This window comes from Virgibacillus sp. LDC1 (assembly GCF_025792345.1).
Classification (GTDB): domain Bacteria; phylum Bacillota; class Bacilli; order Paenibacillales; family Paenibacillaceae; genus Paenibacillus_AQ; species Paenibacillus_AQ lautus.
The window spans coordinates 490,599-511,885 of the sequence record NZ_JAOXLZ010000001.1 but is presented as its reverse complement, the minus strand read 5'-3'; the positions used below and the strand labels follow the sequence as shown (position 1 = coordinate 511,885).

Sequence of the window (21,287 nt, the reverse complement as noted above, 5' to 3'; positions counted from 1 at the left end):
CTCCCCCTTAAGCCGATTTTCTACGGTCGAGCAGTACGGCAATCGCAATCACGACGCCTTTGACAACCATCTGATAGAAAGAGTTCACGCCGAGCAGGTTGAGTCCGTTGTTCAGTATGCCAATGATCAGCACACCGATTAACGTACCGACGATCCGGCCGCGACCGCCGGTCAGGCTTGTACCGCCCAGAACAACGGCTGCGATGGCATCCAATTCATAGGACGTCCCTGCTGTCGGCTGTGCGGAATTCAAACGAGAGGTTAGAATCGCGCCGGCAAGCGCGGACAGCATCCCTGCCAAGGAGTAGATCATAATTTTCACGCGCGGTACTTTAATACCGGATACTAGCGATGCTTTTTCGTTACCGCCGATGGCATAGGTCTTGCGGCCAAACGACGTTTTATGCAGGATGACCCACAGCACGGCAAACGTGATGATCATCGTAATGGCAGGTACCGGAATACCAAGCAGGTAACCGCGGCCGAACAATTGGAATGCAAGGCTGTCGCCGAGACCCGTAATCGGGTTACCGTTCGTATAGACCAGCGTAAGTCCTCGGAATATCGTCATGGTAGCCAAAGTGGCGATAAACGGCGCCATTTTCCCTTTGGTAATCATGAGACCGTTGATCATCCCCATGACACCGCCAAGCGCAACGCCGATGATGATCGATAGGATCGGGTCAAACCCGGCCACCATCATATTGGCGACAAATGCGCTGGAGAGTGCGAGAATCGAACCGACCGACAGGTCAATGCCGCCTGTCAGGATAACAAACGTCATACCGAATGCAATTAATGCGTTAATCGATACCTGACGCAGCAGGTTCAGAATGTTAAGCGGTTCCAAGAAGCTTGGATTCAGAACGGATACGATAACGATCAGAATGATCAGTCCGAGCAGCGGACCGAGCTTTTGCGTCAAACCTGATACCTTAAACCCTTTTTCCGCCTTGGCATCGTTAATAGTTGTCATATTACTGACCTCCTGTAGCTAGAGTCATGATGTGTTCCTGCGTGGCTTGTTCGCGATCCAATTCACCGGAAATTCTGCCTTCGTGAACAACCAGAATCCGGTCGCTCATCCCGAGCACCTCCGGCAGCTCCGACGAAACCATCAGGATCGCCACGCCGCGTTCGGTCAGCTCATTCATCAGCTGGTAAATTTCCCGCTTCGCCCCAACGTCCACGCCGCGTGTGGGCTCGTCCAGGATGAGCACGCTCGGTCCAATGCCGATCCACTTGGCGATTACGACCTTCTGCTGGTTACCGCCCGACAGATTGCGTGCCTGCGTCTCGGAGGAATGGGTTTTAATCTGCAGCCGCTTCGTCAACGTGTCCACGAAATCCTGCTCCTTCTTCCCGGAGATAAACCCTCTGGATGAGAAGCTGAACAGATTGGGCAGCGCCATATTTTCACGGACCGAGAAATCCAGGACCAACCCTTCATCCTTGCGGTCCTCTGTTATGAATCCAATACCGTGTTTCACGGCATCATCCGGCTTCTTGATCGAAACTTTCTTTCCGCGCACCCAGATTTCGCCGCTATCCAGCGGGTCCAATCCGAATATCGCTCGCATCATCTCGGTGCGTCCCGCGCCCATCAAACCGGACACGCCTACGATCTCGCCGGCACGAACCGAGAAACTCACATTCTCGAACCGGCCCTTGCCCGTCATATTTTTCACTTCCAGCACCGGTTCGCCCGGAGATGGATGTCGTGCGGGATATCGCTCGGTCAGCTCCCGTCCGACCATCTTTTTGACAACTTCGTCAAAATTCGTGTCCGGAATGGCTTTGGTATCAACGGATTTCCCATCCCGCATGACCGTGATTCGGTCGCAGATCGTAAAAATTTCCTCCATCCGGTGGGAAATGTAGACGATGGATACGCCTTGTTTTTTCAATGAACGGATGACATCAAACAGCTTCTCGATTTCCCTTTCGGTCAGCGCCGCCGTCGGCTCGTCCATAATAATGACTTTCGCTTTGGTCATGAGCGCTTTGGCGATCTCAATCATCTGCTGCTGTCCGACGGAGCATTCTCCCGCCTCCTGCGTCAATGGTATCGTCACCGCTAATTTATCGAACTGTTCCTTCGCAAGCGCCTTCATTTGTTTCATATTGAGGAAACCGAGGCCGGACGTCATCTCCTTGCCGATAAACAAGTTATCCAGAACCGTCATCTCCGGCCAGATGTTAAGCTCCTGATGGATGAAGGCAACGCCTTTCTCTTCCGCTTCCTTCGGATTAGCAAAATAGGTTTCCTTACCGTCGATGACAATCTTGCCTTCATCCCGGCTGTGAAGACCGGTTAATATATTCATCAGCGTCGATTTACCCGCGCCGTTCTCTCCCATCAGAGCATGGACCTCTCCTTCCCGGAGATCAAAGTCCACACCTGCCAGCACCCGGTTCGTGCTAAAAGATTTATGGATGTTCGTCATCTCAATGTTCATGGTGCTTCCTCCTTTTTAACCGAAATGAACACCGGCCTGCAAAATGCAGTTCGCGTAGGGCTTGGCTTCGCCTGTACGGATAACCGCCTTGGCGTTTCGCGTCCGTGCCTTGAACTGCTCATGCGAGCAGGCCTCGATCTCGCAACCGTGAAAGTTCTCCTGTATATAGTGCAGTGTTTCCTTATTATCAAGCTTCATTTCTTCAGCAATGACGATTTTTTCAATCACCATATCATTGGCAATCGCATTCACCACCTCGGTAAAGCTTGGCGTCCCCAGCGTTAATGCCAAGTCAATCTTGGGAACGCCGGGAGGAATCGGAAGGCCCACGTCGCCAACAACGATGGTATCGGTGTGTCCCAGATCTGCCAGCACTTTCGCGATGTGACTGTTCAGCATGCCGTTCTTCTTCATGATCAAAGACTCCCTTCCACTTCGAGGCGAGACGGCATTCCGCCCTGCGCTCCGAACTTCATGACCGACAAGGAAGCTGCGCGGTTCGCAAATCTCAGGCTGTCGGCAATGCCCATGCCTTCGGACAGAGCCACGGCAAAGGCACCGTTGAAGGTATCGCCGGCTCCCGTCGTGTCCACGGCATCAACCTTGTAGCCGGGAACCACAACCTCTTCGTTGCCGTCGAAATAACGAACGCCCCGCTTGCCTTCCGTCACGATCAGTTTGTTCGGATAACGGCGCAGCACGTCGCCTAATGGCTCATCTCCGAATAGGATAGCCGCTTCGTGCTCGTTTGGCGTAATGTATGCCGCCCGTTCAATAACAACGCTCGGCACCGGGCGGGCAGGAGCCGGGTTCAGCATCAATGGCACCTGATAATTCGCGCATAACTCACTCACGTGCACCACCGTTTCTTCCGGAATCTCCTGCTGAATCAACACGATATCCGCGGCCTTGATCACTTCTGCTGCCTGATCAACATAATCCGGGGTGATCCGATCGTTGGCAGCCTTCACCACCACGATGCTGTTGTCTCCCTCTGCCAAAATGATGTGTGCGGTTCCGCTTTCCATACCTGTAACCGGTTCCACATGGTTCGTAACAACGCCATTCGACTGCAAATTACTCAAAATCGTTTCGCCGAAGGAGTCATCGCCTACACAGCCAATCATCGTCACCTCTGCGCCCAGTCTCGCCGCCGCGACGGCCTGGTTGGCTCCCTTCCCTCCGGGTACCGTCTTAAAGCTGTCGCCAAGCACCGTCTCTCCCGCGCCGGGGCGCTTGGTGGAGGTGACCACCAAGTCCATCGACGCGCTTCCGATTACCACAATTTTCGCCATTATGATTCCACCTTTCTCGTTGTCTGCCGCTCTATAAATTCTACCGAGAATTCGATATTGCTTTTCTCAATGTGCTGCCCCTCAATAAGTCCGATAAGCAATCTGGCCGCTTCCCGGCCCATTTCATACGCCGGCTGATGAATCGTGGACAGCGGAGGGGCCAGCAGCCTGCTGAGCAAAATATCGTCAAATCCGATAATTTGTACGTCTTCCGGCACCCTTTTCCCCAGCCGATGCGCTTCCTTCACCACGGCCGATGCCATGATATCGTTACTGGCGATTACGCCGTCCGTGTCCGGAAACTCGCTGAACACTTTCTGGGCGAATTCTTCGGCATCGGTTAAAGAAAACGATGTCGTTTTCAGCACTTGATACGCAGCCGCCTGTTCTTCCAGAACCTCAACGGCTCCTTCAAAACGTTCCTGAGCAGGCCGCACATCCGCCGGACCTTGAATGACCGTTACAGCTTTACTCCCTCGCCGCACGATCTCCTGGGCGGCTATCCTTCCTCCCTGCCGACCATCCGCGTAAACGGAAGGGCGGTCCGACGAGGTGCGGTCCAGAAACACAACGGGAATGTTCAGCTCTGTATACATGTCGGCATCCGGATCATTGGTCGATGATATGACACCAACCACATTATTTTGGACAAAGGTTTGGATGTACTCCATTTCCTTCTTCTTGCTCTCGTCGCTGTTCCCGAATATCAGCCGATAATCATTCTCCTGCATCTCATCCTCAACTCCGCGAGCAAGCTGCGGGAAATAAGGGTTCATAATATCCGGAAGCAAAAGTCCAATCAATTTGGATTTTCTTTTATATAAAGAACGTGCTACTTCATTCGGCGTATAATTCAGCTCGCGAATGCTTTGTTCTACCTTGGACCTGGTGTCCTCATGCACGTAACCGTTTCCATTTAAAACCCGTGAAACCGTGGCTACGGACACACCGGCCCGATTTGCCACATCCTTGATCGTTGCCATTACCGTCATCACCTCATTTATGTGTAACCGGTTACAGCTATAAGATATCACATCCCTTCTCAACCTGCAAGCCTTTAAGGATTGGAATATTTTTGTACCGTGCGCTGACAAACGCTCCTTCAACAACTAAAAATGTCCGGCAATAAATTACGGTATTCTTACAAAATCCTTTACTGGATTTTACATCCGACTCCTATACTCAATACCTGTAAGGCCAAGCAGGAAAGTGAGGTAAACATGATTATGGAAAAAGATTTTACGCTTCCATCTCCGGGTCACTCTTTGACGCCGCCGGTCAGCGAAGCTGAGCTTGCGACAGCGGCAAAACCGATCTCCATCAAGAAAACAAGGCGCAGGGAAATCATGCTTGCTTATGCATGTTTAGCACCTTCGCTGCTCATTTTCGGTCTGTTCCTGTTCTACCCGCTGCTCAAATCGGTTTATCTTAGCTTGTTCCTGACCGATCCCCAAGGCCGGGTAGCCGAATTTGTAGGGTTCGATAATTTCAAGGAAATACTAGCCTCCGAGATGTTTTATACAAGCTTCGGCAACACGCTGCTGTTTATCGTGCTGACGGTCCCGACCGGCATGGCGGCAGCCATACTGCTCGCAGCCCTGACGCACAATAAGCTGAAAGGCATGAAAATATTCCGCTTCATCTTCTCGCTGCCGATGGCCGTATCCGTCGGCACCGGCTCGATGATCTGGATGATTCTCTACCATCCGACGTTGGGCATACTGAATTACTTTCTGTCGCTGCTCGGCACTCAGCCCATTCAATGGCTGACCGATCCGAAATGGGCCATGATCTCCGTTGCGCTCATGACCGTCTGGATGAATCTTGGATTTAATTACATCCTGATGCTGAGCGGCATGCAGGGCGTATCCGAGGATATCTACGACAGCACCAAAATGGACGGCTCCGGTCCGCTGAGAACCTTCTTCCGGATTACGATGCCGCTGATCTCCCCTACGTTATTCTTCACGTCCGTTGTCTCGGTTATCGGCGCCTTCCAAGCATTCGGACAGATCAACATCCTGACCAAGGGCGGTCCGATGAACAGCACCAACGTCATCGTATTCAACATCTATCAGGATGCATTCGTCAACTTCCGCTTCGGCATCGGCAGCGCGCAAGCACTCATCCTGTTTGCGATCATTCTGCTGCTGACCGTCTTTCAATTTAAATTCGTGGAGAAGAAGGTGCATTATCAATGAGCATGCGTCTCATGCCCAAAAGCTTCATCTACGTCGCGCTGCTACTCGGTTCATTGACTGTGGCTTTTCCGCTCCTGTACACCTTGTCGACATCGCTGATGAGCGAGGCCGAGTCGGCCGTATATCCGCCGCCTCTGCTTCCCGAAGCCATCAATCTGTCCAATTTCACCAAGGTGATCGATACGATTCCCGTTCTTACCTTTATCGGAAACAGCCTCGTTGTTTCCATCGCCATCATGCTTGGGCAGATCGTGACCGCGAGTTTGGCGGCATACGCTTTCGCTTTCCTGCGGTTCCCGGGAAAAACGCTGCTGTTCAGCCTCTTTCTCGCCACCATGATGATTCCGTGGGAAGTGATCATGATTCCGAATTATTTGACGGTCAAAAGCCTGAACTGGCTGGATACCTATCAAGGCCTCATCATTCCATTTCTGGCCACGGCCTTCGGAACCTTCCTGCTCAGACAGGCCTTCCTGCAGCTGCCGAAGGAGCTGTTTGAAGCGGCCCGCGTGGACGGCTGTGGACATGTCCGCAATTTCTTGAGCATGGTGCTGCCGTTATCCATCCCCGGAATTGCCACGCTGGGCGTGTACTCGTTCCTGAACCATTGGAACATGTACCTGTGGCCGCTCCTGACAACCAACCGCGTCGAGATGCGAACCGTCCAAATCGGGATCGGCATGCTGCAGTTCGAAGAGATGAATTCGTGGAATCTGATTCTCTCCGGCGTACTCCTGCTGCTGCTTCCTTCCCTGCTGCTGCTTGCACTCGGGCTGAAACCCCTTGTACGCGGCATCACGGCAGGTGCTTTGAAGGGCTGATGGCTAATATAGCCGGACCCTGCATGTTCAGCCTTGCGTGCCGGTTATCGATAAAAATCGGTCCCACGCAATTTCTGATAGATCAAACCATACTTTATTTTCAAAAAACCATTTTCAAAAAGGGAGAGATTAACCGATCATGAAACGTTTTGGTAAAAGGTCCTTCGCGCTGCTCCTGCTTTCCTGCTTCATGCTGATCAGCGCCGCTTGCAGCAATACGCCAGCCGCTGGAGAAACGACCGTTGCCGCCGGCAGCGAACCGGCCAAAGAACCTGTTAAGGTCGTATGGTGGCATTCCATGAGCGGTGAGCTCGGGACCGTCGCGGACAAGCTGATCTCCGATTTTAACGCAGCCCACAAGGATATTCAGGTAGAGGGCGTGTTTCAAGGAACGTACGATGAAAGCTTGAACAAGCTGAAGGCTTCCTTGGGATCGAACAGCGGCCCGACCATGATTCAGGTGTACGAAATCGGCAGTCGTTTCATGATGGACACCAAGGCGATCCGTCCGGTTCAGGACTTCATGGATGCGGAAGCATACGACATTTCCTCCTTGGAACCGAATATTAAAAATTACTATACATTCGACAACCAATTGTATTCGATGCCATTCAACTCCTCCAACCCGATTCTTTACTACAACAAGGATGCCTTTAAAGCGGCCGGACTGGATCCGGAAAATCCTCCAAAAACCTACGAAGAGGTAGCCGAAGCGGCTAAGGCGCTAACGAAAGGCGGCCAAGCCGGCGCATCCTTCGCGATCTACGGCTGGTTCATGGAGCAATTCCTTGCGAACCAAGGCGTTGAGCTGCTGAACAACGGCAACGGCCGCACTTCCCCGGCAACCGCTTCGCAAGTCAACAACGGCGCTGCCGTGAAGACGCTGGAATGGTGGAAGCAAATGCTGGACGATAAAGTTCTGCTGAACCTGGGACGTAAAACGGATGACACCAAAAAAGCTTTTGCAGCCGGCCAAATCGCTATGACGCTGGACTCCACGGCTTCGCTCCGCGGTATCGTCAGCGCAGCGGAAGGCAAATTCGAAGTCGGCACAGCTTTCCTGCCTAAACCGGCTGACGGCGGGGATGGCGGCGTTATTATCGGCGGTGCAAGCCTGTGGCTGATGAACAACAAATCGGAAGAAGAGCAGCAGGCAGCCTGGGAATTCATGAAATATTTGGCCGAGCCGCAAACGCAAGCCTACTGGCATGTCAACACCGGTTACTTCCCGGTAACAACCAAAGCTTACGAAGAGACCCTGGTAAAGGAAAATCTGGAGAAATATCCTCAATTCCAGACGGCCGTGGATCAATTGCATCAAACGACGGCCAATCTGGCAACGCAAGGCGCTGTCATGGGCGTGTTCCCTGAAGCCCGCCAGCTGACGGAAACGGCCATCGAGGAAGTGCTGAACGGTCAAAAAACGGCGCAGGAAGCACTGGACAAAGCCGCCCAGGAGATCAGCTCCAAGATCGAGACCTATAATAAAACGGTAAAATAAACGTCGATCATGCCGCGTACGCATACGATGAAGCATGAATCGAATTGAACGTATTACACACCCTTCATGCTGCATCATGGGGCCCTCTACGGTCACCTCATGAATCATGCATCAAGGGTGTTTTTCTCGTGGTATCCAAAACCTTCCACATTGGTCAGCTTGTATAGGGGTTTGCCCAAGTCACGCAGCCGGGCTCCTGAATACACTGATACAAAGTGGAGGTGAGCCTATGATGAGAAATCTTCCGTCCACCGTAACAATTGTCCCGGTGCCTTTCGACCGGGGAGCTACCCGACGTGGCGCCGGACAGGGACCGAACGCGATATTCGGAGCCGGTCTGAAACGCAAGCTTGACACACTCGGTGTATCCTACCAGGTCGATGACTTTGCTGCGCTCCCCGAACACAAGGATGAAGCGCACCATCCTCAACTAAAACATCTGAAAGAAGTCATAACGATTAACGAGCAGCTCGCAACTCGTGTGTCCGCCCTGGCAGAATCGGGTGTCTTCCCGCTTGTCCTTGGCGGTGACCATAGCATTGCAATCGGCACACTAGCCGGGCTTACGCGGCACTACCAAAGCCTGGGCGTCATCTGGATCGATGCCCACTCCGATCTCAATACGCCGGATACCACCCCCAGCGGCAATATCCACGGCATGTCGCTGGCCGTCAGCTTGGGAAAAGGCGATGGGCGGCTAACCTCAGTTGGCGGCGTAAAATCAACAATCAAGCCGGAACACGTAGTGCTCATTGGCGCACGCTCCCTCGATCAGGGCGAACGGGATTTCATCCGCCAGGAAGGCATTACCTGCTTCACCATGCAGGATATCGACCGCATGGGCATGTTCCGGGTCATGGAGGAAGCCATCCGAATATCGTCAACGGGGACGGATGGCGTTCATCTCTCCTTCGATATTGACAGCGTCGATCCAAAGATTGCACCGGGAACAGGAACGCCGGTTCAAGGCGGGCTGAGCTACCGGGAAGCGCACCTGGCCATGGAAATGCTGTCGGAATCCGGTATTCTAACCTCAGCCGAATTCGTGGAGAACAACCCGCTACTGGATCGCGGGCAGAAGACTTCCCGGCTGCTTGTCGGCTTAATCGCCTCCATGCTGGGCGAAAGCATCTTGTGACATGGCACCATGCTTGATATGAGAAGCCTCTTAAGCGCGGTATAAGGTATTTTCCGCGTTACAGGTTTCTTTAGACTCCCAAGGAGGTTAAGCCATGAACCCTTCCAACCCCCATATCGAGAAAGCCGAACGGTACGGCGCGAGAAACTACCACCCCCTTCCCATCGTCATTGCCGAAGCTGCAGGCATCCATGTGACGGATTCGGACGGCAAGCAGTATATCGACATGTTGAGCGCCTACTCGGCGCTGAACGCAGGTCATTGTCACCCCCGCATTATCCGGGCCTTGAAGGAACAGGCAGATAAAGTGACCCTGACCTCGCGCGCATTTCATCATGATCAATTGGGTGTCTTTTACGAGAAGCTGTCCGCTTTTACCGGCAAAGGCATGATGCTTTCCATGAATACGGGAGCCGAGGCGGTTGAGACAGCGCTTAAGGCAGCGCGTCGCTATGCTTACCGGAAGAAAGGTATTCCGGCAGATCAGGCTGAAATCATCGTCTGCGAGGGCAATTTCCACGGCCGTACGATCACGGTTACCTCCTTCTCCTCATCCCGCGAATACCGCGAGGACTTCGGTCCGTTTACGCCGGGATTCAAAGTCATTCCCTATGGGGACCTTGAGGCGCTGGAGCAGGCGATTTCGCCGAATACGGCCGCTTTTCTCGTGGAGCCGATCCAAGGCGAATCCGGCATCGTCATTCCGCCTGACGGATACCTAAGCGGGGCACTGGAGCTGTGCAGGCAGCACAACGTCCTTATGCTTGCGGACGAAATCCAGACCGGCTTCGGCCGAACGGGTAAACGCTTTGCCTGCGACTGGGAGTTGATCGTGCCGGATATGTACATTCTCGGAAAAGCGCTCGGCGGCGGCGTCTTTCCCGTCTCTGCCGTGGCGGCGGATGCGGATATTCTCGGTGTATTCGAGCCGGGGTCCCACGGCTCCACCTTCGGCGGGAATCCGCTCGGCTGCGCGGTGGCCATCGCCTCCATGGATGTATGCATTGAGGAAGGGCTGGAAGGCCGCTCCCTGGAGCTCGGCGAATATTTTCTCCAGCTGCTTCGATCCATCCCGCATCCCGATATCAAGGAGGTGCGCGGCAGAGGTTTATTTATCGGCATGGAACTCAAGGTCCCGGCCAGATCCTACTGCGAGAAACTAAAGGATCTCGGCCTGCTCTGCAAAGAAACCCATGAATCCATTATCCGCTTCGCCCCTCCGCTCATTATCACAAAAACGGAGCTGGACCAGGCCGCGGAGATCGTAAGGCAGGCGTTTGCGTGACGAATCGATCTAGTTATGAAATCGACTTCCGCTTCATTCTTCTTGTTACTAGCAGCAGCTGAGAGACAGCAGCAAGCACGGGCAGTTCGATCAGCGGTCCGATGACCAAGGCAAGGGCAATCACGGGCTGTTCCGGAAAAGCCGTCACGGCGATCGCGAGGGCTACCGGGGAGTTCCGGGCAATGATCGTTAAATGGAGGCTGACCGAATCCTCGTAGGAGAAACGCAGCATTCTGCCTACCACGCTGCCCAGCATGTAATTCATCATGAAATAAATCAAGATCGGAACAATGAGGATATACAACATGTCCAAGTTGTTCCATAAGTATGACCCTTGGGACGCAAACATCGCGACAATGGCAAGACCCAGAAAGACAATCTGTGCCCGGCCAAAGAATGGCATCAGCTTGTGCTCCAGCACCTCTTTCTTCGCTCTCAGCAAGAAACGTGTGAGATGTGCAAGAGTAAACGGAACAACGAGCACAAGCAGCACGCTTTCGATCAGCGTTGCCATCGCTATCGTTTCGATCGTGCCGGAGAACAAGAGCAAATATAGCGGAAGGAGCAGCACCTGGAGGATCAGATTAACGGGCAGTATCGAGGTTGACAAGGGCACGTTCCCCTTGGCAATCGAGGTAAACACCAAATACCAGTCGGTACAGGGGGTCACCATCAGCATGATGAATCCGATCCAGAGCGCCGGGTGATCCGACAGAAAGACAGCGCCAAGTCCCCAGGCAAGCAGCGGCGTCCAGATAAAATTAATGAGCGTGCTCGCCCCCAGAAACTTGATGTTCTTGAACGCCTCTCTTAGCTGCTGCAGCGGTATCGTCAAAAATAATCCATATAACATCAGCAGCAAAAAAGGAACAATCCCATATTCCGCATAGTCTGCGGCAGCCGGCAGCTGCCCCAATGCCAGCCCCATCGCCACCGCGCCCATAATGATCAAAGTTTGAAGTTTCTCTATAAGTCCCATCCCGCACCCCTTCCCGTTTCGAATCATGACAAACTGAAGTGATGACCGAAAAATCATATAACGGAATCATACCTCATTTCTTGTATAATGGATTGTATAATATTGGCTTCATCTTCGTAAGGAAACGTACTCTTATTACCTTCTCCGCTCATTTTAATGCATTACGAGTAATGATTCTCAGCCAAGTTTTGACGGGTTAATTATACGTTTAAGGAGGTTCACTCATGAGAATAGCCATCTGCGGGGGCACCGGTTTCATTGGCCAAGCATTAAGCAAGCGCTGGCAGCGCGACGGCCATGACGTTATCATCGTCACCAGGTTGAAGCCGGAAACTCCCGCTCATCAGATAAAAAAGCAGGTATCCTACTTGACTTGGGATGAGATGAAGTCTCATCCGGAGCGGCTTGAGGATTTGGATGCACTCGTTAACCTTGCGGGTTCCTCCCTGAGCCAGCGCTGGACGCAAGCAGGCAAGCAGAGAATTCTTCAATCCCGGCAACGAACCGTATCTGCCGTAGCCGACCTGATGCACCGCCTGGAACACAAACCTCCGGTCATTCTTCAAGCATCGGCGATGGCCATATACGGCACATCCGAGCAGGCAACGTTTGATGAGGAAAGCCCTGCAACGATTATGGACTTCCCGTCCGAGGTTGTGCAGCAATGGGAGCAGGCGGCCGACCGCATCCCGGTCGACCGGTTAATCAAGCTGCGCATCAGCGTCGTGCTTGGCAATCAAGGCGGTGCACTCCCCAAAATGCTGCTGCCTTACAAACTGGGCGTTGGCGGCAAGATCGGCAGCGGCAAGCAATGGCTCTCCTGGATACATATCGACGACATCGTGGATTTAATCGATTATTGCATCCGGCACGAGGACATTTCAGGAGCCGTGAACGCCGCTTCCCCGCATGCGGTCACGAATGAGGAATTCGGCAGGAGCGTCGCCAAGGTTTATCACCGTCCGCATTGGCTCCCCCTGCCTGCCTTCATGCTCCAAGCCATCCTGGGTGAAATGTCGCTCATTCTGCTAAAGGGCCAGCGAATCCTTCCGGCCAAAGCGCTGCGTCACGGCTTCCAGTTTCGATATCCGGAAGTGACGGGTGCACTGCAGCAGATCAAAGGAAGCTGAGCATCCCCCCATATGCATAAAAAACCATCGCTCTCTTGTCTTAAGAGAGCGATGGTTTTATTCTATGAAACTTTATTGGACCGGGGATAACTCACTCTCTGTCACCCACTTATGGTTCTTGACTTCTTCGCCGGTTGTTGTCGTGAAATCCACCATATAGACCGTCGTTTGTTCGGCGGAATCGATGACGGCAGTGGCTCCCTTCATCCCCTCCATATGATCCGCATTCACGACCGCTTCCGTTCCAGGTTCCAAGGGCTCCTTTCCGGCATCCTTCAGCTCCTCATGAATTACCCATTTATGATCCTTCACTTCGGGTCCGCCGTTCGTCGGCGTATACGATATGGTGTACACCGTCGTATCATAAGCTCCGACTATCGTTGCTTTTGCCCCCTTCATCCCGGGCATGTGATCGGATTCAATGATCGCTTGGGTCTGGACCGCATAGGTTGGATTCTCTGCCGACTTCAACCCATCCGGAACCTCGCCCGAGCCGGAATGATTCATGCTGCCATGATCCATGCCATCCATGTTCCCGGTGGCCTCCGTGCTTTCCTTGCTATCCGGATCTGCGCTTTTCGTATTTCCGCAGGCACCCAGTATGAGGATAAGGGATGCTAACGCAACCAGAAAAAGCGGCTTCAATCGTTTCGTAGCTGACATATAATGAACTCCTCTCTTATATTGAATGTTCATAGCATAGCAACTACTTATGAAGAACTTGTGTAGCTGTCTATGCATGACATCACGATACCCATTTTTCCAATAAAACTAATCTATGATATAAAATAGAGAGTGATCATAAGTCCCATTTAGCCCATATTCTTGGCAGGGAAATCCGCCAATTCCGAAAAGGAGTACCATCTCCCATGCACATCGATGACGATGCTTTCATCCCCTTATTTAAACGGGCCAATTCCATATTAAACCGAACCTTGAACCGTATTGAACAGCAGGAACTGAACGTCCGGATCCACTACTGGGGATTTATGCCGCGCCACTTCGACAATACGGAGCATAAGCATTCATTTTTTGAAGCTTGTTACGTGTTGACAGGCTGCGGCTCGTATATCGAAAACGAGACAGAATTCCATCTTCATCCAGGCACCCTGTTTCTCTCCAGGCCGGGCATTCAGCACCAAATTAAGAGCAGGGAAGGCTTGGCTTTATGTTATGTTGCCTTTGAACTGGATGAATCGGCAAACAACGATCTCCATACGGCTGCTTTTCGAAGGTTAGCCAGCCAAGGCATTCCGGTGCTTCAGGAAGGTGCCGGGCAAGCGCCCGGACTCTTGTGGCTTTCGCTGTTATCGGTGTTTCATTCGGGCTCTGGCGGTAAGCAGCACCCGCCGCATATGCTGAACAGCCTGGCGATTTCGCTCCTATTATCGATTCTGGCTGCGCACGGCCCCGGTTTCTACCAAGAACCTTCCGAAGTTGGAGCAAACGAAGAAGGGGCTTCGATGTTTCATCAAGCCGAATTGTTTATCAAGGATAATCTGGGCGAGCCGCTCTCTCTGGAGCGGGTGGCTGGCCATCTTCACGTTACGACCCGTCATTTGACCCGGCTGTTCCGTAAATACGGACATCAATCCTTTGTTCATTATGTGCAGGAGCAGCGCGTGCAGCAGGCTAAACACCTGCTTCTGAATACAGACCGGCAGATCAAAGAGATTGCCGTCTCTTGCGGATTCGAGTCCGTGCACTACTTCACCCGGGTGTTTACGTCCAAGCTTGGCGTAACCCCGGCCCGCTTCCGGCGATCGCAGTTTTCGGAAGGACGTTACGACTCCGAGCTTTAGCGCTTAGGGGCCGATGTCCTGATCGTACAAAAACACTTCCTCTTTTTATAAAGACGGATCCTCCCTTGCCTTCTACAATGAAGTCGTAACAGACATTCCGGAAGGGAGGATCCATCAATCCATGAAACCTGCAACGGCCTTTCAATCACACCCAATCAACCACTTGGACTTTCGCAACCAACCCCTATTTATGAAGAATGGGATCGACTCCTGGTGCTCGCTTATCATGTCGGCCTACAAACAAAAAAACCAGCATCTAGTACAAGAAAAGCGCAGTACCTTCATTACACTTGACGGAACGCACGGCGCCGGTTTCGATAAACTGCTGGGGAAGCTTCAGCAAACCTGTGAGCAGGAAGGGATCGCCTTCTCATGCGATTCCACATCCAATTACGTCAAACCCGAAGCCGAGCTCCGGGTCGAGATGGCTCCTTATCTGACTGATAATCGGGCATTCGGCTATAAAGCAACCGATGTCCGCCCCATTCAATATTTTCAACAGGACGCACGGACTGCCTTGAAAAAAAGCGCGCTTGAATTTGACGCAATGCAAGGCATATACGTACTGCACGGACCCGGTGCTTCGCTGCTTGAAGGCCAGACCCCCGACCTTCGCTTCTACGCCGATTATTCCCGCGAAAATCAGCAGCGGCGCCATGCCCAGCATATGGGCAGCTTTGGCTTGGGCAGCTCCAACGATAAGGTTGAGACTTACAAGAATTGTTTATTTCTCGAATGGCCCATCTGGGAGACTTACCGTCGCGACTGGTTAGCCCATTATACCCATTCCGAACACTCGGATAACCAAGCTTACTACATGGACTTAAATCGTCCGGAAGAGCCGGTGTGGCTGCCGACAGCAGACTTGGTGAACGTACTGCATAAAGCTAGTCGGCAGCCGTTTCGGGTCAAGCCGTTTTTTGCTCCGGGGATATGGGGCGGTCAATACCTTAAGGAATTGTGCGGTCTTCCCGACGAATGGCCGAACTGTGCCTGGAGCTTTGAACCCATCGCTCCCGAGAATACACTTCTGCTGCGCGTGCAGGATATCACCCTTGAGGTTCCGTTCACGTTATTAATGGAATCGGCTCCCCAAGAGATCATGGGAGAGCGGAACGCCCGGCTATTCGGCGATTACTTCCCGATCCGGTTTGATTATCTGGATACGATGCAGGGCGGCGAACTGTCGCTGCAGGTGCATCCGCTGCAAGAATATGCCGAGTCGCGGTTCAATGAACATATGACACAGCAAGAGTCGTACTACATCATGCGGAATGCCCCGGGAGCCAAGGTGTATCTCGGGCTGAAGGAAGGAATAAGCGGCGGACGGCTGCTTGAAGCAGTAGAAGACGCCCAACTTCGGGAAGAGCCGCTTGAGCTTTCCGACTACGTTAACCAGTACTACTCGCAAACGGGGGATCTCTACCTCATTCCACCGGGCACAGTCCACTGCTCCGGCAGGGATAATCTGGTGCTGGAAATCTCCTCGACCACCTGGTGGTTTACGTTCAAAATCTACGATTATCTGCGGCTGGACGCAGATGGCAAGCCACGCCCGATGAACCCTGAGCATGCACGCCACAATATCAATGACGCCATGAATACGTCAGCGGTAGAAAACGGTCTTATCGCCCAGCCAACCGTCATAAGGCGACAAGGCAGCAGTTCGGAGGAGCTGCTCGGTCAACGGGATGATCTACTGTTCCAGGTCAGCAGGCTGACCCTGCATGAAACATGGAATGCGGACACACAAGGAGAATTCGTCATGTACAACCTCGTGGATGGCGAACGCGTCCGCCTTGTACCGGCAGCGGACGAAGGTGCGGCCGTTGAATGGGGTTACGCGGAATCCTACATCGTCCCGGCATGTGTGGGAGAATACCGTCTGGAGAACCTGTCCGGGTCCCCATGCACCTTGATTGCCGCCAGAGTCAATCCCGAGTGGAATCATCCGCTGCTTCCGCCTTCCCGGACATCCGGAACGGAGAGTTTCCATGTTGCGGAATGATGGGGCGGATCCTGGGGGCATGCCCACCCCGGCCCCCATCACCATCGCGCTGGATGCCGGCGGCACCGCCTTGAAGGGAGCGCTTATCGTGAACGGTCAGCTTGTTCACGGATCGTTCTTAACCCGGCCCTCGGAATCGCAAGGGGCTGCGGCCGATACGATCGCCAGCTTCGCCCAAGCCTGTCATGATCTGATCACCTATTACGCTTCGGCCTACCGGCCGTTGGATTATCACGATTCCATTCGGATCGGCTTTGCTTTCCCGGGGCCCTTCGATTACGCAAAAGGCATCGCGCTTCTTCAAGGCATCGGCAAATATGAAGCTCTGTTCAAGCTGTCGGTTCGGGATCTGCTCCGCTTCGAATTTCAGAGACTCAAGCCATTCTTCCCGGGTGTCACGATGAATCGACTGACCGCCGCCGATATCCGGTTCGGGAATGACGCCTTCATGTTCGGGCTTGGGGCCTCCATCCGGTTCCCTTCGGAACGTCTCCTATGCCTTACGCTCGGTACAGGCCTCGGCTCTGCCTTTGTGGAGAATGGTCAAATCGTAGCCGGCAGGCACGGCATCCCAAGCAGCGGAATGCTGTTTGCGGAGCCTTACCGGGATCACATCGTGGACAGCTATTTCGGGAGAAGGGGTATTCTGAACATGGCTTCGGAGCGGGGGCTCCTGGCTGACGGGATCGACGTAGCCGACCTCGCTGAAGCAGCCAAAAGCGGTAACGCACAAGCTCAGGATGTATTCCGGGAATACGGCAGCAAGCTGGGAGAGATGCTGCTGCCTTATCTATCCGAGTTCAAACCGAGCCGCCTGGTGCTGGGCGGACAAATCTCGGGCAGCTTACCCTTATGGGAAAGAGATATCCAACTGGCTTTAGGCAGGTACGCCGTTCCTGTTCACGGTCTCGCGGATGGGACGGCGGCTGTGTTTAACGGCATTGAGAAGCTATTCGAGGATACGGATCATCATGCATCCGCTCCCAATTAATCTATAGGAGGTCACCATTATATGAACCTATCCACCCAAGGCGGTCATGAACCCGCCCGCCCCTGGACGATTTATGTCATTCATCATTCTCACACGGATATCGGCTACACCGAGCGACAAGAGAGGATTGAGCAGTACCATGTTGATTTTATCCGCCAGGCACTAGGCATCGCGGAAGCCGCAAACAGCGGAGATCGCCCGGAATGGAAAACATTCCGCTGGACTTGCGAAACCTTTTGGGCCGTAGAGAAATTTCTCGAAGCAGCAACTCCGGCAGAAAAAGAAGCTTTTCAACAAGCGGTAAAACGCGGCGATATCGAACTGTCCGGAACCTATCTCAATATGACCGAACTCCCGGATTACGACCTCCTACTGCGGAACCACGGCAAGGCGCAAAGGTTCGCGGAGACCTTCGGACATCGGATCGACAGCGCCATGACCGCCGACATTAACGGGTACGGCTGGGGGTACGCGGATAGCCTGCTGCAAAATAACATCGAGCATCTATTTTCATGCATTCATACGCATCACGGCATGTATCCGTTGGGCCGCAAACAAACTCCGTTCTGGTGGGAAAGCCCGAACGGCGGCAGACTGCTTGTTTGGAACGGCGAGCATTACATGTTCGGCAACGAGCTCGGGTTCTGTCCGGACGCACTGGGTAAATACATCATCAAGGACGAGCTTCAGCATAACCTGATGGAGCCTGAACAACGTCATAACGACATCGCTGCTTTACGGATTAACCGGTATTTATGGAATCTCGAGCAGGAAGCCTACCCGTATTCCTTCGTTCCGGTCATGGTCTCCGGCCTGGGCACGGACAATGCATCCCCGAATGCGGATATCGCGGAGTGGATGACGAAGTGGAATGAACAATACGGCGACCGAATCACCATTAAGCTGGCTACGCTGTCCGAATTTTTTGCGGCCTTGAAACAGGAGGACCTGTCCGAGCTTCCGGTACACCGGGGGGATTGGCCGGACTGGTGGACCGATGGGGTGGCTTCAACAGCGATGCATACCCAGATTTACCGGGATGCCCAGCGTACCCTTCGCAAAGTCAAGCGGCTCGATCCGGCCCATGGTGCGGCAAGCCTCGCCGAGATCGAGGATGCCTCACAGGCGCTGACCATGTACGCGGAGCATACATGGGGCTATCATTCCTCCGTGTATGAGCCATGGCATCCGCAGGTGCAAATGCTGGAGGTACGGAAGCAGGCCTATGCGGCTGAAGCCAGCAAACTTGCTTACCGGGCATTGGACAAAGCGCTCGTGGCCCGTCATGGCGCGCTGCTTGCCCCTCATCGTCCCTTGCGCTACGAGGTGATCAACACGGAGCCGGCCGCGGCGACGCTGCAGGTCGCCATCCCGCTGGATGGTTGGGAACATGTGATCTTGAAGAAAAAGTTCGAGCTCATCGACGAAACGACCGGGCAGGCGCTACCGTACCAATTGGCACACACGGGGGCGCTTGTCACGCAGCTCTCACTTGAACCGGATGAGTCCCGGATCTTGTACATCCATCCGCACGAAACGCCAGATGCCCTCTCTGCTTTCGGGAACATGGTGACTGCGCGCAACACCGAACCGATTGCGTGCGAAGGAATCGCAGACATCCAGACTCAGCCCATAACTCCATATCCAATCGTGGTGGGCAAGCGTTCGATCGAATCCGAATCCTTCCGGATCGAATGGGAGATGAACGAAGGCATTACGGCATGGATCGATAAGACACGCTCGGCAGACCTGCTGGACGATGCACGCGAGCACGCGCCATTCACCCCCGTGTACGAGGTTACGCCGGCTCAGGATGAGCATAATCCGTCCGAGGTGTGCTCTACCCGCCGCCGCATGGGTCGCAATCGGAAGGGCGTCAACGTCCAGCGGGATACCGGACGCTTGACCCGAGTCACCGTGCTGGACAACGGACCGCTGTTTGCCCTGGTGGCGCTGGTCTTTGACGTGAAAGGGCTCAGCTACTATGCCCTCCACATCAAGATGTATGCGAATCAGCCTCGTGTCGAGGTGTCCGTCCGTTTCCACAAAGACAGCGTCTGGCTGCCGGAAAATGTTTACGTGGCTTTGCCATTCACCATGGGCACTGAAGCCGAGCTATATGTAGAAAAAGCAGGCTGTCACATCCGCCCATGGAAGGATCAGATTCCCGGATCCTGCCTGGATTACACCAGCGTCCAAGAGGGGATATTCTGGCACTCGGCTAAAGAACGGGAAGCGCTCATCCTGTCCATGACAGACACGCCGCTCGTACAGCTGGGAACGCTGGAGCACGTGCCCCGGCAGCTCCACACCATGCAGCCTGCGGACAGCCGTCCTTCCACGTATGCCTGGATATTGACCAACTACTGGGAAACCAACTTCAAGGCTACGCTTGGCGGCTTCTACGAGTTCAGCTATGCGGTAGAACGACATCGCCAGCTGGACCCGGAGCAGGCTGCGAAGACCCTGCACGCTTCAACCGGACAATTCACGGTTCACCGAATCAAATAAGTCGTAATGAAAAACAGCTGCCCTGGTTTCAAGGCAGCTGTTCTCATTATGATAGGCAGGATGGCCCTCAAGCCGCTCCAGCCCTTATTATTTTTTTCGAAGCAAGACTACGTCCATGCCCACATGAATCCGTCACGATCCCAAGCGATCCGACCGCCATGCAGTTTGCGGAATGCCTTCTTCACGTCCTTGGACAGTGAGGCATTCCCGTTTTCGTTAACGAAAACAAACTCTTCCCCGAAGTTCTCGCGTACATAGCGGATGGCCTCCGTCTGATACAAATTACCCGTAAACCGGATTTCCTCCACCATCCATTCAGCCACCTGCTGCGCTGTATATGTCATATAAACATCGTTCCCTTCTGTATGCCTCCACTTATTATAACAGAATGGACGATGGAATCGATTTTTATGAAAACGGCAGACTACATCACATCATGGACAGCAACAAAAACTGGACGGAACCTACAATCTCGATGATTCCGACCTTCATCGGTTTCATTACTTTTCCGGAATACAGGAACGTCTTAATGAACGGAAATACGAATGGCAGACACATCCACGGATTCCCGAAGATGATCGGCAGAACCAACATGACGGCATGATATATTCTTGCGTATATCGTCCAGCGCCTGTTTTTCCGCTCACGGAATACCGATTTGACAAAGAACACGGTGCCCGTAAAATATAGGAAATTATACGCAATGACGGCGGCAAGCATCGGATCGAAACCACCGCCCCCCAGCATATAAGCAGCGGCACCTCCGGTACAGAACAGCAGAATCGCGCAAATATCATTTAACAGCGCACGCTCCGCTTTCTGAAGGACATGCCAAACGTTCACCATGATCAGGATGAGCAGCACAGGTGCAAACCAGAGCATCGACGGCTTGAAGACAAGCACCGGAATCAGAAAAACCACGGCGATAAGGGTATAAATGATCCCCCAGGATATCCAAGTTTTACGTTGGGACGTCTTCTTTAAGGATTGCAGAAACGGATAGGATGCCATGTATAAACCTAACCACGCCAAAAATAGCGGAAGGTGCAGCAGAGCCGGTTTGGCTGCCGCCATTCCTATGATATAGGGTACACTGACCATAGCCCAGCCACCATGCTCCCGCGGGATGACAATCCTCGTCTTTTTCATGCGTTTCTCCCTCTCCA

19 protein-coding genes are annotated in these 21,287 nt (G+C 53.3%); 10 read left to right on the top strand and 9 right to left on the bottom strand.

Features of this window, described 5'->3' with window-relative positions:
- Nucleotides 1-7 precede the first annotated feature (7 nt).
- From rbsC to OHJ21_RS02335, 5 genes are read right to left on the bottom strand one after another with little or no spacing between them, the layout of a single operon-like run.
- A complete protein-coding gene (gene rbsC / locus OHJ21_RS02355) occupies nucleotides 8-976 on the bottom strand; it encodes a ribose ABC transporter permease RbsC (RefSeq protein WP_076320794.1) in 969 nt (322 codons plus the stop codon).
- Between the two features lies 1 nt (nucleotide 977).
- A complete protein-coding gene (locus OHJ21_RS02350) occupies nucleotides 978-2,459 on the bottom strand; it encodes a sugar ABC transporter ATP-binding protein (RefSeq protein ID WP_100536150.1) in 1,482 nt (493 codons plus the stop codon).
- 15 nt (nucleotides 2,460-2,474) lie between these two features.
- The gene (gene rbsD / locus OHJ21_RS02345) at nucleotides 2,475-2,873 is read right to left on the bottom strand and encodes a D-ribose pyranase (protein WP_100536149.1); all 399 of its coding nucleotides are present in this window, start codon (nucleotides 2,871-2,873) and stop codon (nucleotides 2,475-2,477) included.
- A 2-nt stretch (nucleotides 2,874-2,875) separates the two neighbouring features.
- Nucleotides 2,876-3,754 (bottom strand): ribokinase, encoded by an 879-nt coding sequence (gene rbsK, locus OHJ21_RS02340; RefSeq protein ID WP_100536148.1) that lies wholly within the window; start codon nucleotides 3,752-3,754, stop codon nucleotides 2,876-2,878.
- Nucleotides 3,754-4,737: a LacI family DNA-binding transcriptional regulator gene (locus OHJ21_RS02335; RefSeq protein ID WP_100536147.1), complete on the bottom strand. Its 984-nt coding sequence runs from the start codon at nucleotides 4,735-4,737 to the stop codon at nucleotides 3,754-3,756. The genes rbsK and OHJ21_RS02335 overlap by 1 nt, the downstream gene beginning before the upstream one ends.
- Nucleotides 4,738-4,974: 237 nt before the next feature.
- Between OHJ21_RS02335 and OHJ21_RS02330 the strand changes: the two genes are divergently transcribed.
- The 5 genes from OHJ21_RS02330 (at nucleotide 4,975) to OHJ21_RS02310 (ending at nucleotide 10,700) form a co-directional block, all read left to right on the top strand.
- Nucleotides 4,975-5,955 carry a carbohydrate ABC transporter permease gene (locus OHJ21_RS02330; protein WP_100536146.1) on the top strand — a complete coding sequence of 327 codons (981 nt, stop codon included), beginning with the start codon at nucleotides 4,975-4,977 and terminating at the stop codon, nucleotides 5,953-5,955.
- A complete protein-coding gene (locus tag OHJ21_RS02325; protein ID WP_100536145.1) occupies nucleotides 5,952-6,776 on the top strand; it encodes a carbohydrate ABC transporter permease in 825 nt (274 codons plus the stop codon). Before OHJ21_RS02330 ends, OHJ21_RS02325 begins: the two co-directional genes overlap by 4 nt.
- A 139-nt stretch (nucleotides 6,777-6,915) precedes the next feature.
- Nucleotides 6,916-8,277 carry an ABC transporter substrate-binding protein gene (locus OHJ21_RS02320; RefSeq protein ID WP_100536144.1) on the top strand — a complete coding sequence of 454 codons (1,362 nt, stop codon included), beginning with the start codon at nucleotides 6,916-6,918 and terminating at the stop codon, nucleotides 8,275-8,277.
- Between the two features lie 232 nt (nucleotides 8,278-8,509).
- Nucleotides 8,510-9,415, top strand: a complete 906-nt coding sequence (gene rocF / locus OHJ21_RS02315; RefSeq protein ID WP_326112535.1) for an arginase — start codon at nucleotides 8,510-8,512, stop codon at nucleotides 9,413-9,415.
- A 94-nt stretch (nucleotides 9,416-9,509) separates the two neighbouring features.
- The gene (locus OHJ21_RS02310) at nucleotides 9,510-10,700 is read left to right on the top strand and encodes an ornithine--oxo-acid transaminase (RefSeq protein WP_486019261.1); all 1,191 of its coding nucleotides are present in this window, start codon (nucleotides 9,510-9,512) and stop codon (nucleotides 10,698-10,700) included.
- A gap of 13 nt (nucleotides 10,701-10,713) precedes the next feature.
- Here OHJ21_RS02310 and OHJ21_RS02305 read toward each other — a convergent pair whose 3' ends face one another.
- Nucleotides 10,714-11,679 carry an arsenic resistance protein gene (locus tag OHJ21_RS02305; protein WP_486020991.1) on the bottom strand — a complete coding sequence of 322 codons (966 nt, stop codon included), beginning with the start codon at nucleotides 11,677-11,679 and terminating at the stop codon, nucleotides 10,714-10,716.
- Between the two features lie 224 nt (nucleotides 11,680-11,903).
- Between OHJ21_RS02305 and OHJ21_RS02300 the strand changes: the two genes are divergently transcribed.
- Complete coding sequence (locus OHJ21_RS02300) at nucleotides 11,904-12,809, top strand: TIGR01777 family oxidoreductase (RefSeq protein WP_100536141.1); 906 nt, start codon at nucleotides 11,904-11,906, stop codon at nucleotides 12,807-12,809.
- Between the two features lie 72 nt (nucleotides 12,810-12,881).
- Here OHJ21_RS02300 and OHJ21_RS02295 read toward each other — a convergent pair whose 3' ends face one another.
- Nucleotides 12,882-13,472 carry a YdhK family protein gene (locus OHJ21_RS02295; protein ID WP_486019260.1) on the bottom strand — a complete coding sequence of 197 codons (591 nt, stop codon included), beginning with the start codon at nucleotides 13,470-13,472 and terminating at the stop codon, nucleotides 12,882-12,884.
- A 206-nt stretch (nucleotides 13,473-13,678) separates the two neighbouring features.
- Between OHJ21_RS02295 and OHJ21_RS02290 the strand changes: the two genes are divergently transcribed.
- The 4 genes from OHJ21_RS02290 (at nucleotide 13,679) to OHJ21_RS02275 (ending at nucleotide 20,121) form a co-directional block, all read left to right on the top strand.
- Nucleotides 13,679-14,611 carry a helix-turn-helix domain-containing protein gene (locus OHJ21_RS02290; protein WP_486019259.1) on the top strand — a complete coding sequence of 311 codons (933 nt, stop codon included), beginning with the start codon at nucleotides 13,679-13,681 and terminating at the stop codon, nucleotides 14,609-14,611.
- 121 nt (nucleotides 14,612-14,732) lie between these two features.
- Entirely contained in the window at nucleotides 14,733-16,619 is a 1,887-nt protein-coding gene (locus OHJ21_RS02285; RefSeq protein ID WP_486019258.1) for a class I mannose-6-phosphate isomerase, read from the top strand.
- On the top strand, nucleotides 16,606-17,610 hold the full coding sequence (locus OHJ21_RS02280) for an ROK family protein (RefSeq protein ID WP_486019257.1): 1,005 nt from the start codon (nucleotides 16,606-16,608) through the stop codon (nucleotides 17,608-17,610). Before OHJ21_RS02285 ends, OHJ21_RS02280 begins: the two co-directional genes overlap by 14 nt.
- Before the next feature lie 21 nt (nucleotides 17,611-17,631).
- Nucleotides 17,632-20,121, top strand: a complete 2,490-nt coding sequence (locus OHJ21_RS02275; protein WP_486019256.1) for a glycoside hydrolase family 38 N-terminal domain-containing protein — start codon at nucleotides 17,632-17,634, stop codon at nucleotides 20,119-20,121.
- Between the two features lie 107 nt (nucleotides 20,122-20,228).
- Here OHJ21_RS02275 and OHJ21_RS02270 read toward each other — a convergent pair whose 3' ends face one another.
- Together OHJ21_RS02270 and OHJ21_RS02265 are read right to left on the bottom strand one after the other, a co-directional pair.
- Nucleotides 20,229-20,465 carry a DUF6953 family protein gene (locus OHJ21_RS02270; RefSeq protein ID WP_041621962.1) on the bottom strand — a complete coding sequence of 79 codons (237 nt, stop codon included), beginning with the start codon at nucleotides 20,463-20,465 and terminating at the stop codon, nucleotides 20,229-20,231.
- Nucleotides 20,466-20,550: 85 nt separating this feature from the next.
- The gene (locus OHJ21_RS02265) at nucleotides 20,551-21,270 is read right to left on the bottom strand and encodes a YwiC-like family protein (protein ID WP_486019255.1); all 720 of its coding nucleotides are present in this window, start codon (nucleotides 21,268-21,270) and stop codon (nucleotides 20,551-20,553) included.
- Nucleotides 21,271-21,287: the final 17 nt, after the last annotated feature.

Excerpts from the sequence above, each read along its gene's own strand:
- rbsC (WP_076320794.1), bottom strand. The coding sequence starts at position 976 with ATGACAACTATTAACGATGCCAAGGCGGAAAAAGGGTTTAAGGTATCA.
- OHJ21_RS02350 (WP_100536150.1), bottom strand. The coding sequence starts at position 2,459 with ATGAACATTGAGATGACGAACATCCATAAATCTTTTAGCACGAACCGG.
- rbsD (WP_100536149.1), bottom strand. The coding sequence starts at position 2,873 with ATGAAGAAGAACGGCATGCTGAACAGTCACATCGCGAAAGTGCTGGCA.
- rbsK (WP_100536148.1), bottom strand. The coding sequence starts at position 3,754 with ATGGCGAAAATTGTGGTAATCGGAAGCGCGTCGATGGACTTGGTGGTC.
- OHJ21_RS02335 (WP_100536147.1), bottom strand. The coding sequence starts at position 4,737 with ATGGCAACGATCAAGGATGTGGCAAATCGGGCCGGTGTGTCCGTAGCC.
- OHJ21_RS02330 (WP_100536146.1), top strand. The coding sequence starts at position 4,975 with ATGATTATGGAAAAAGATTTTACGCTTCCATCTCCGGGTCACTCTTTG.
- OHJ21_RS02325 (WP_100536145.1), top strand. The coding sequence starts at position 5,952 with ATGAGCATGCGTCTCATGCCCAAAAGCTTCATCTACGTCGCGCTGCTA.
- OHJ21_RS02320 (WP_100536144.1), top strand. The coding sequence starts at position 6,916 with ATGAAACGTTTTGGTAAAAGGTCCTTCGCGCTGCTCCTGCTTTCCTGC.
- rocF (WP_326112535.1), top strand. The coding sequence starts at position 8,510 with ATGAGAAATCTTCCGTCCACCGTAACAATTGTCCCGGTGCCTTTCGAC.
- OHJ21_RS02310 (WP_486019261.1), top strand. The coding sequence starts at position 9,510 with ATGAACCCTTCCAACCCCCATATCGAGAAAGCCGAACGGTACGGCGCG.
- OHJ21_RS02305 (WP_486020991.1), bottom strand. The coding sequence starts at position 11,679 with ATGGGACTTATAGAGAAACTTCAAACTTTGATCATTATGGGCGCGGTG.
- OHJ21_RS02300 (WP_100536141.1), top strand. The coding sequence starts at position 11,904 with ATGAGAATAGCCATCTGCGGGGGCACCGGTTTCATTGGCCAAGCATTA.
- OHJ21_RS02295 (WP_486019260.1), bottom strand. The coding sequence starts at position 13,472 with ATGTCAGCTACGAAACGATTGAAGCCGCTTTTTCTGGTTGCGTTAGCA.
- OHJ21_RS02290 (WP_486019259.1), top strand. The coding sequence starts at position 13,679 with ATGCACATCGATGACGATGCTTTCATCCCCTTATTTAAACGGGCCAAT.
- OHJ21_RS02285 (WP_486019258.1), top strand. The coding sequence starts at position 14,733 with ATGAAACCTGCAACGGCCTTTCAATCACACCCAATCAACCACTTGGAC.
- OHJ21_RS02280 (WP_486019257.1), top strand. The coding sequence starts at position 16,606 with ATGTTGCGGAATGATGGGGCGGATCCTGGGGGCATGCCCACCCCGGCC.
- OHJ21_RS02275 (WP_486019256.1), top strand. The coding sequence starts at position 17,632 with ATGAACCTATCCACCCAAGGCGGTCATGAACCCGCCCGCCCCTGGACG.
- OHJ21_RS02270 (WP_041621962.1), bottom strand. The coding sequence starts at position 20,465 with ATGACATATACAGCGCAGCAGGTGGCTGAATGGATGGTGGAGGAAATC.
- OHJ21_RS02265 (WP_486019255.1), bottom strand. The coding sequence starts at position 21,270 with ATGAAAAAGACGAGGATTGTCATCCCGCGGGAGCATGGTGGCTGGGCT.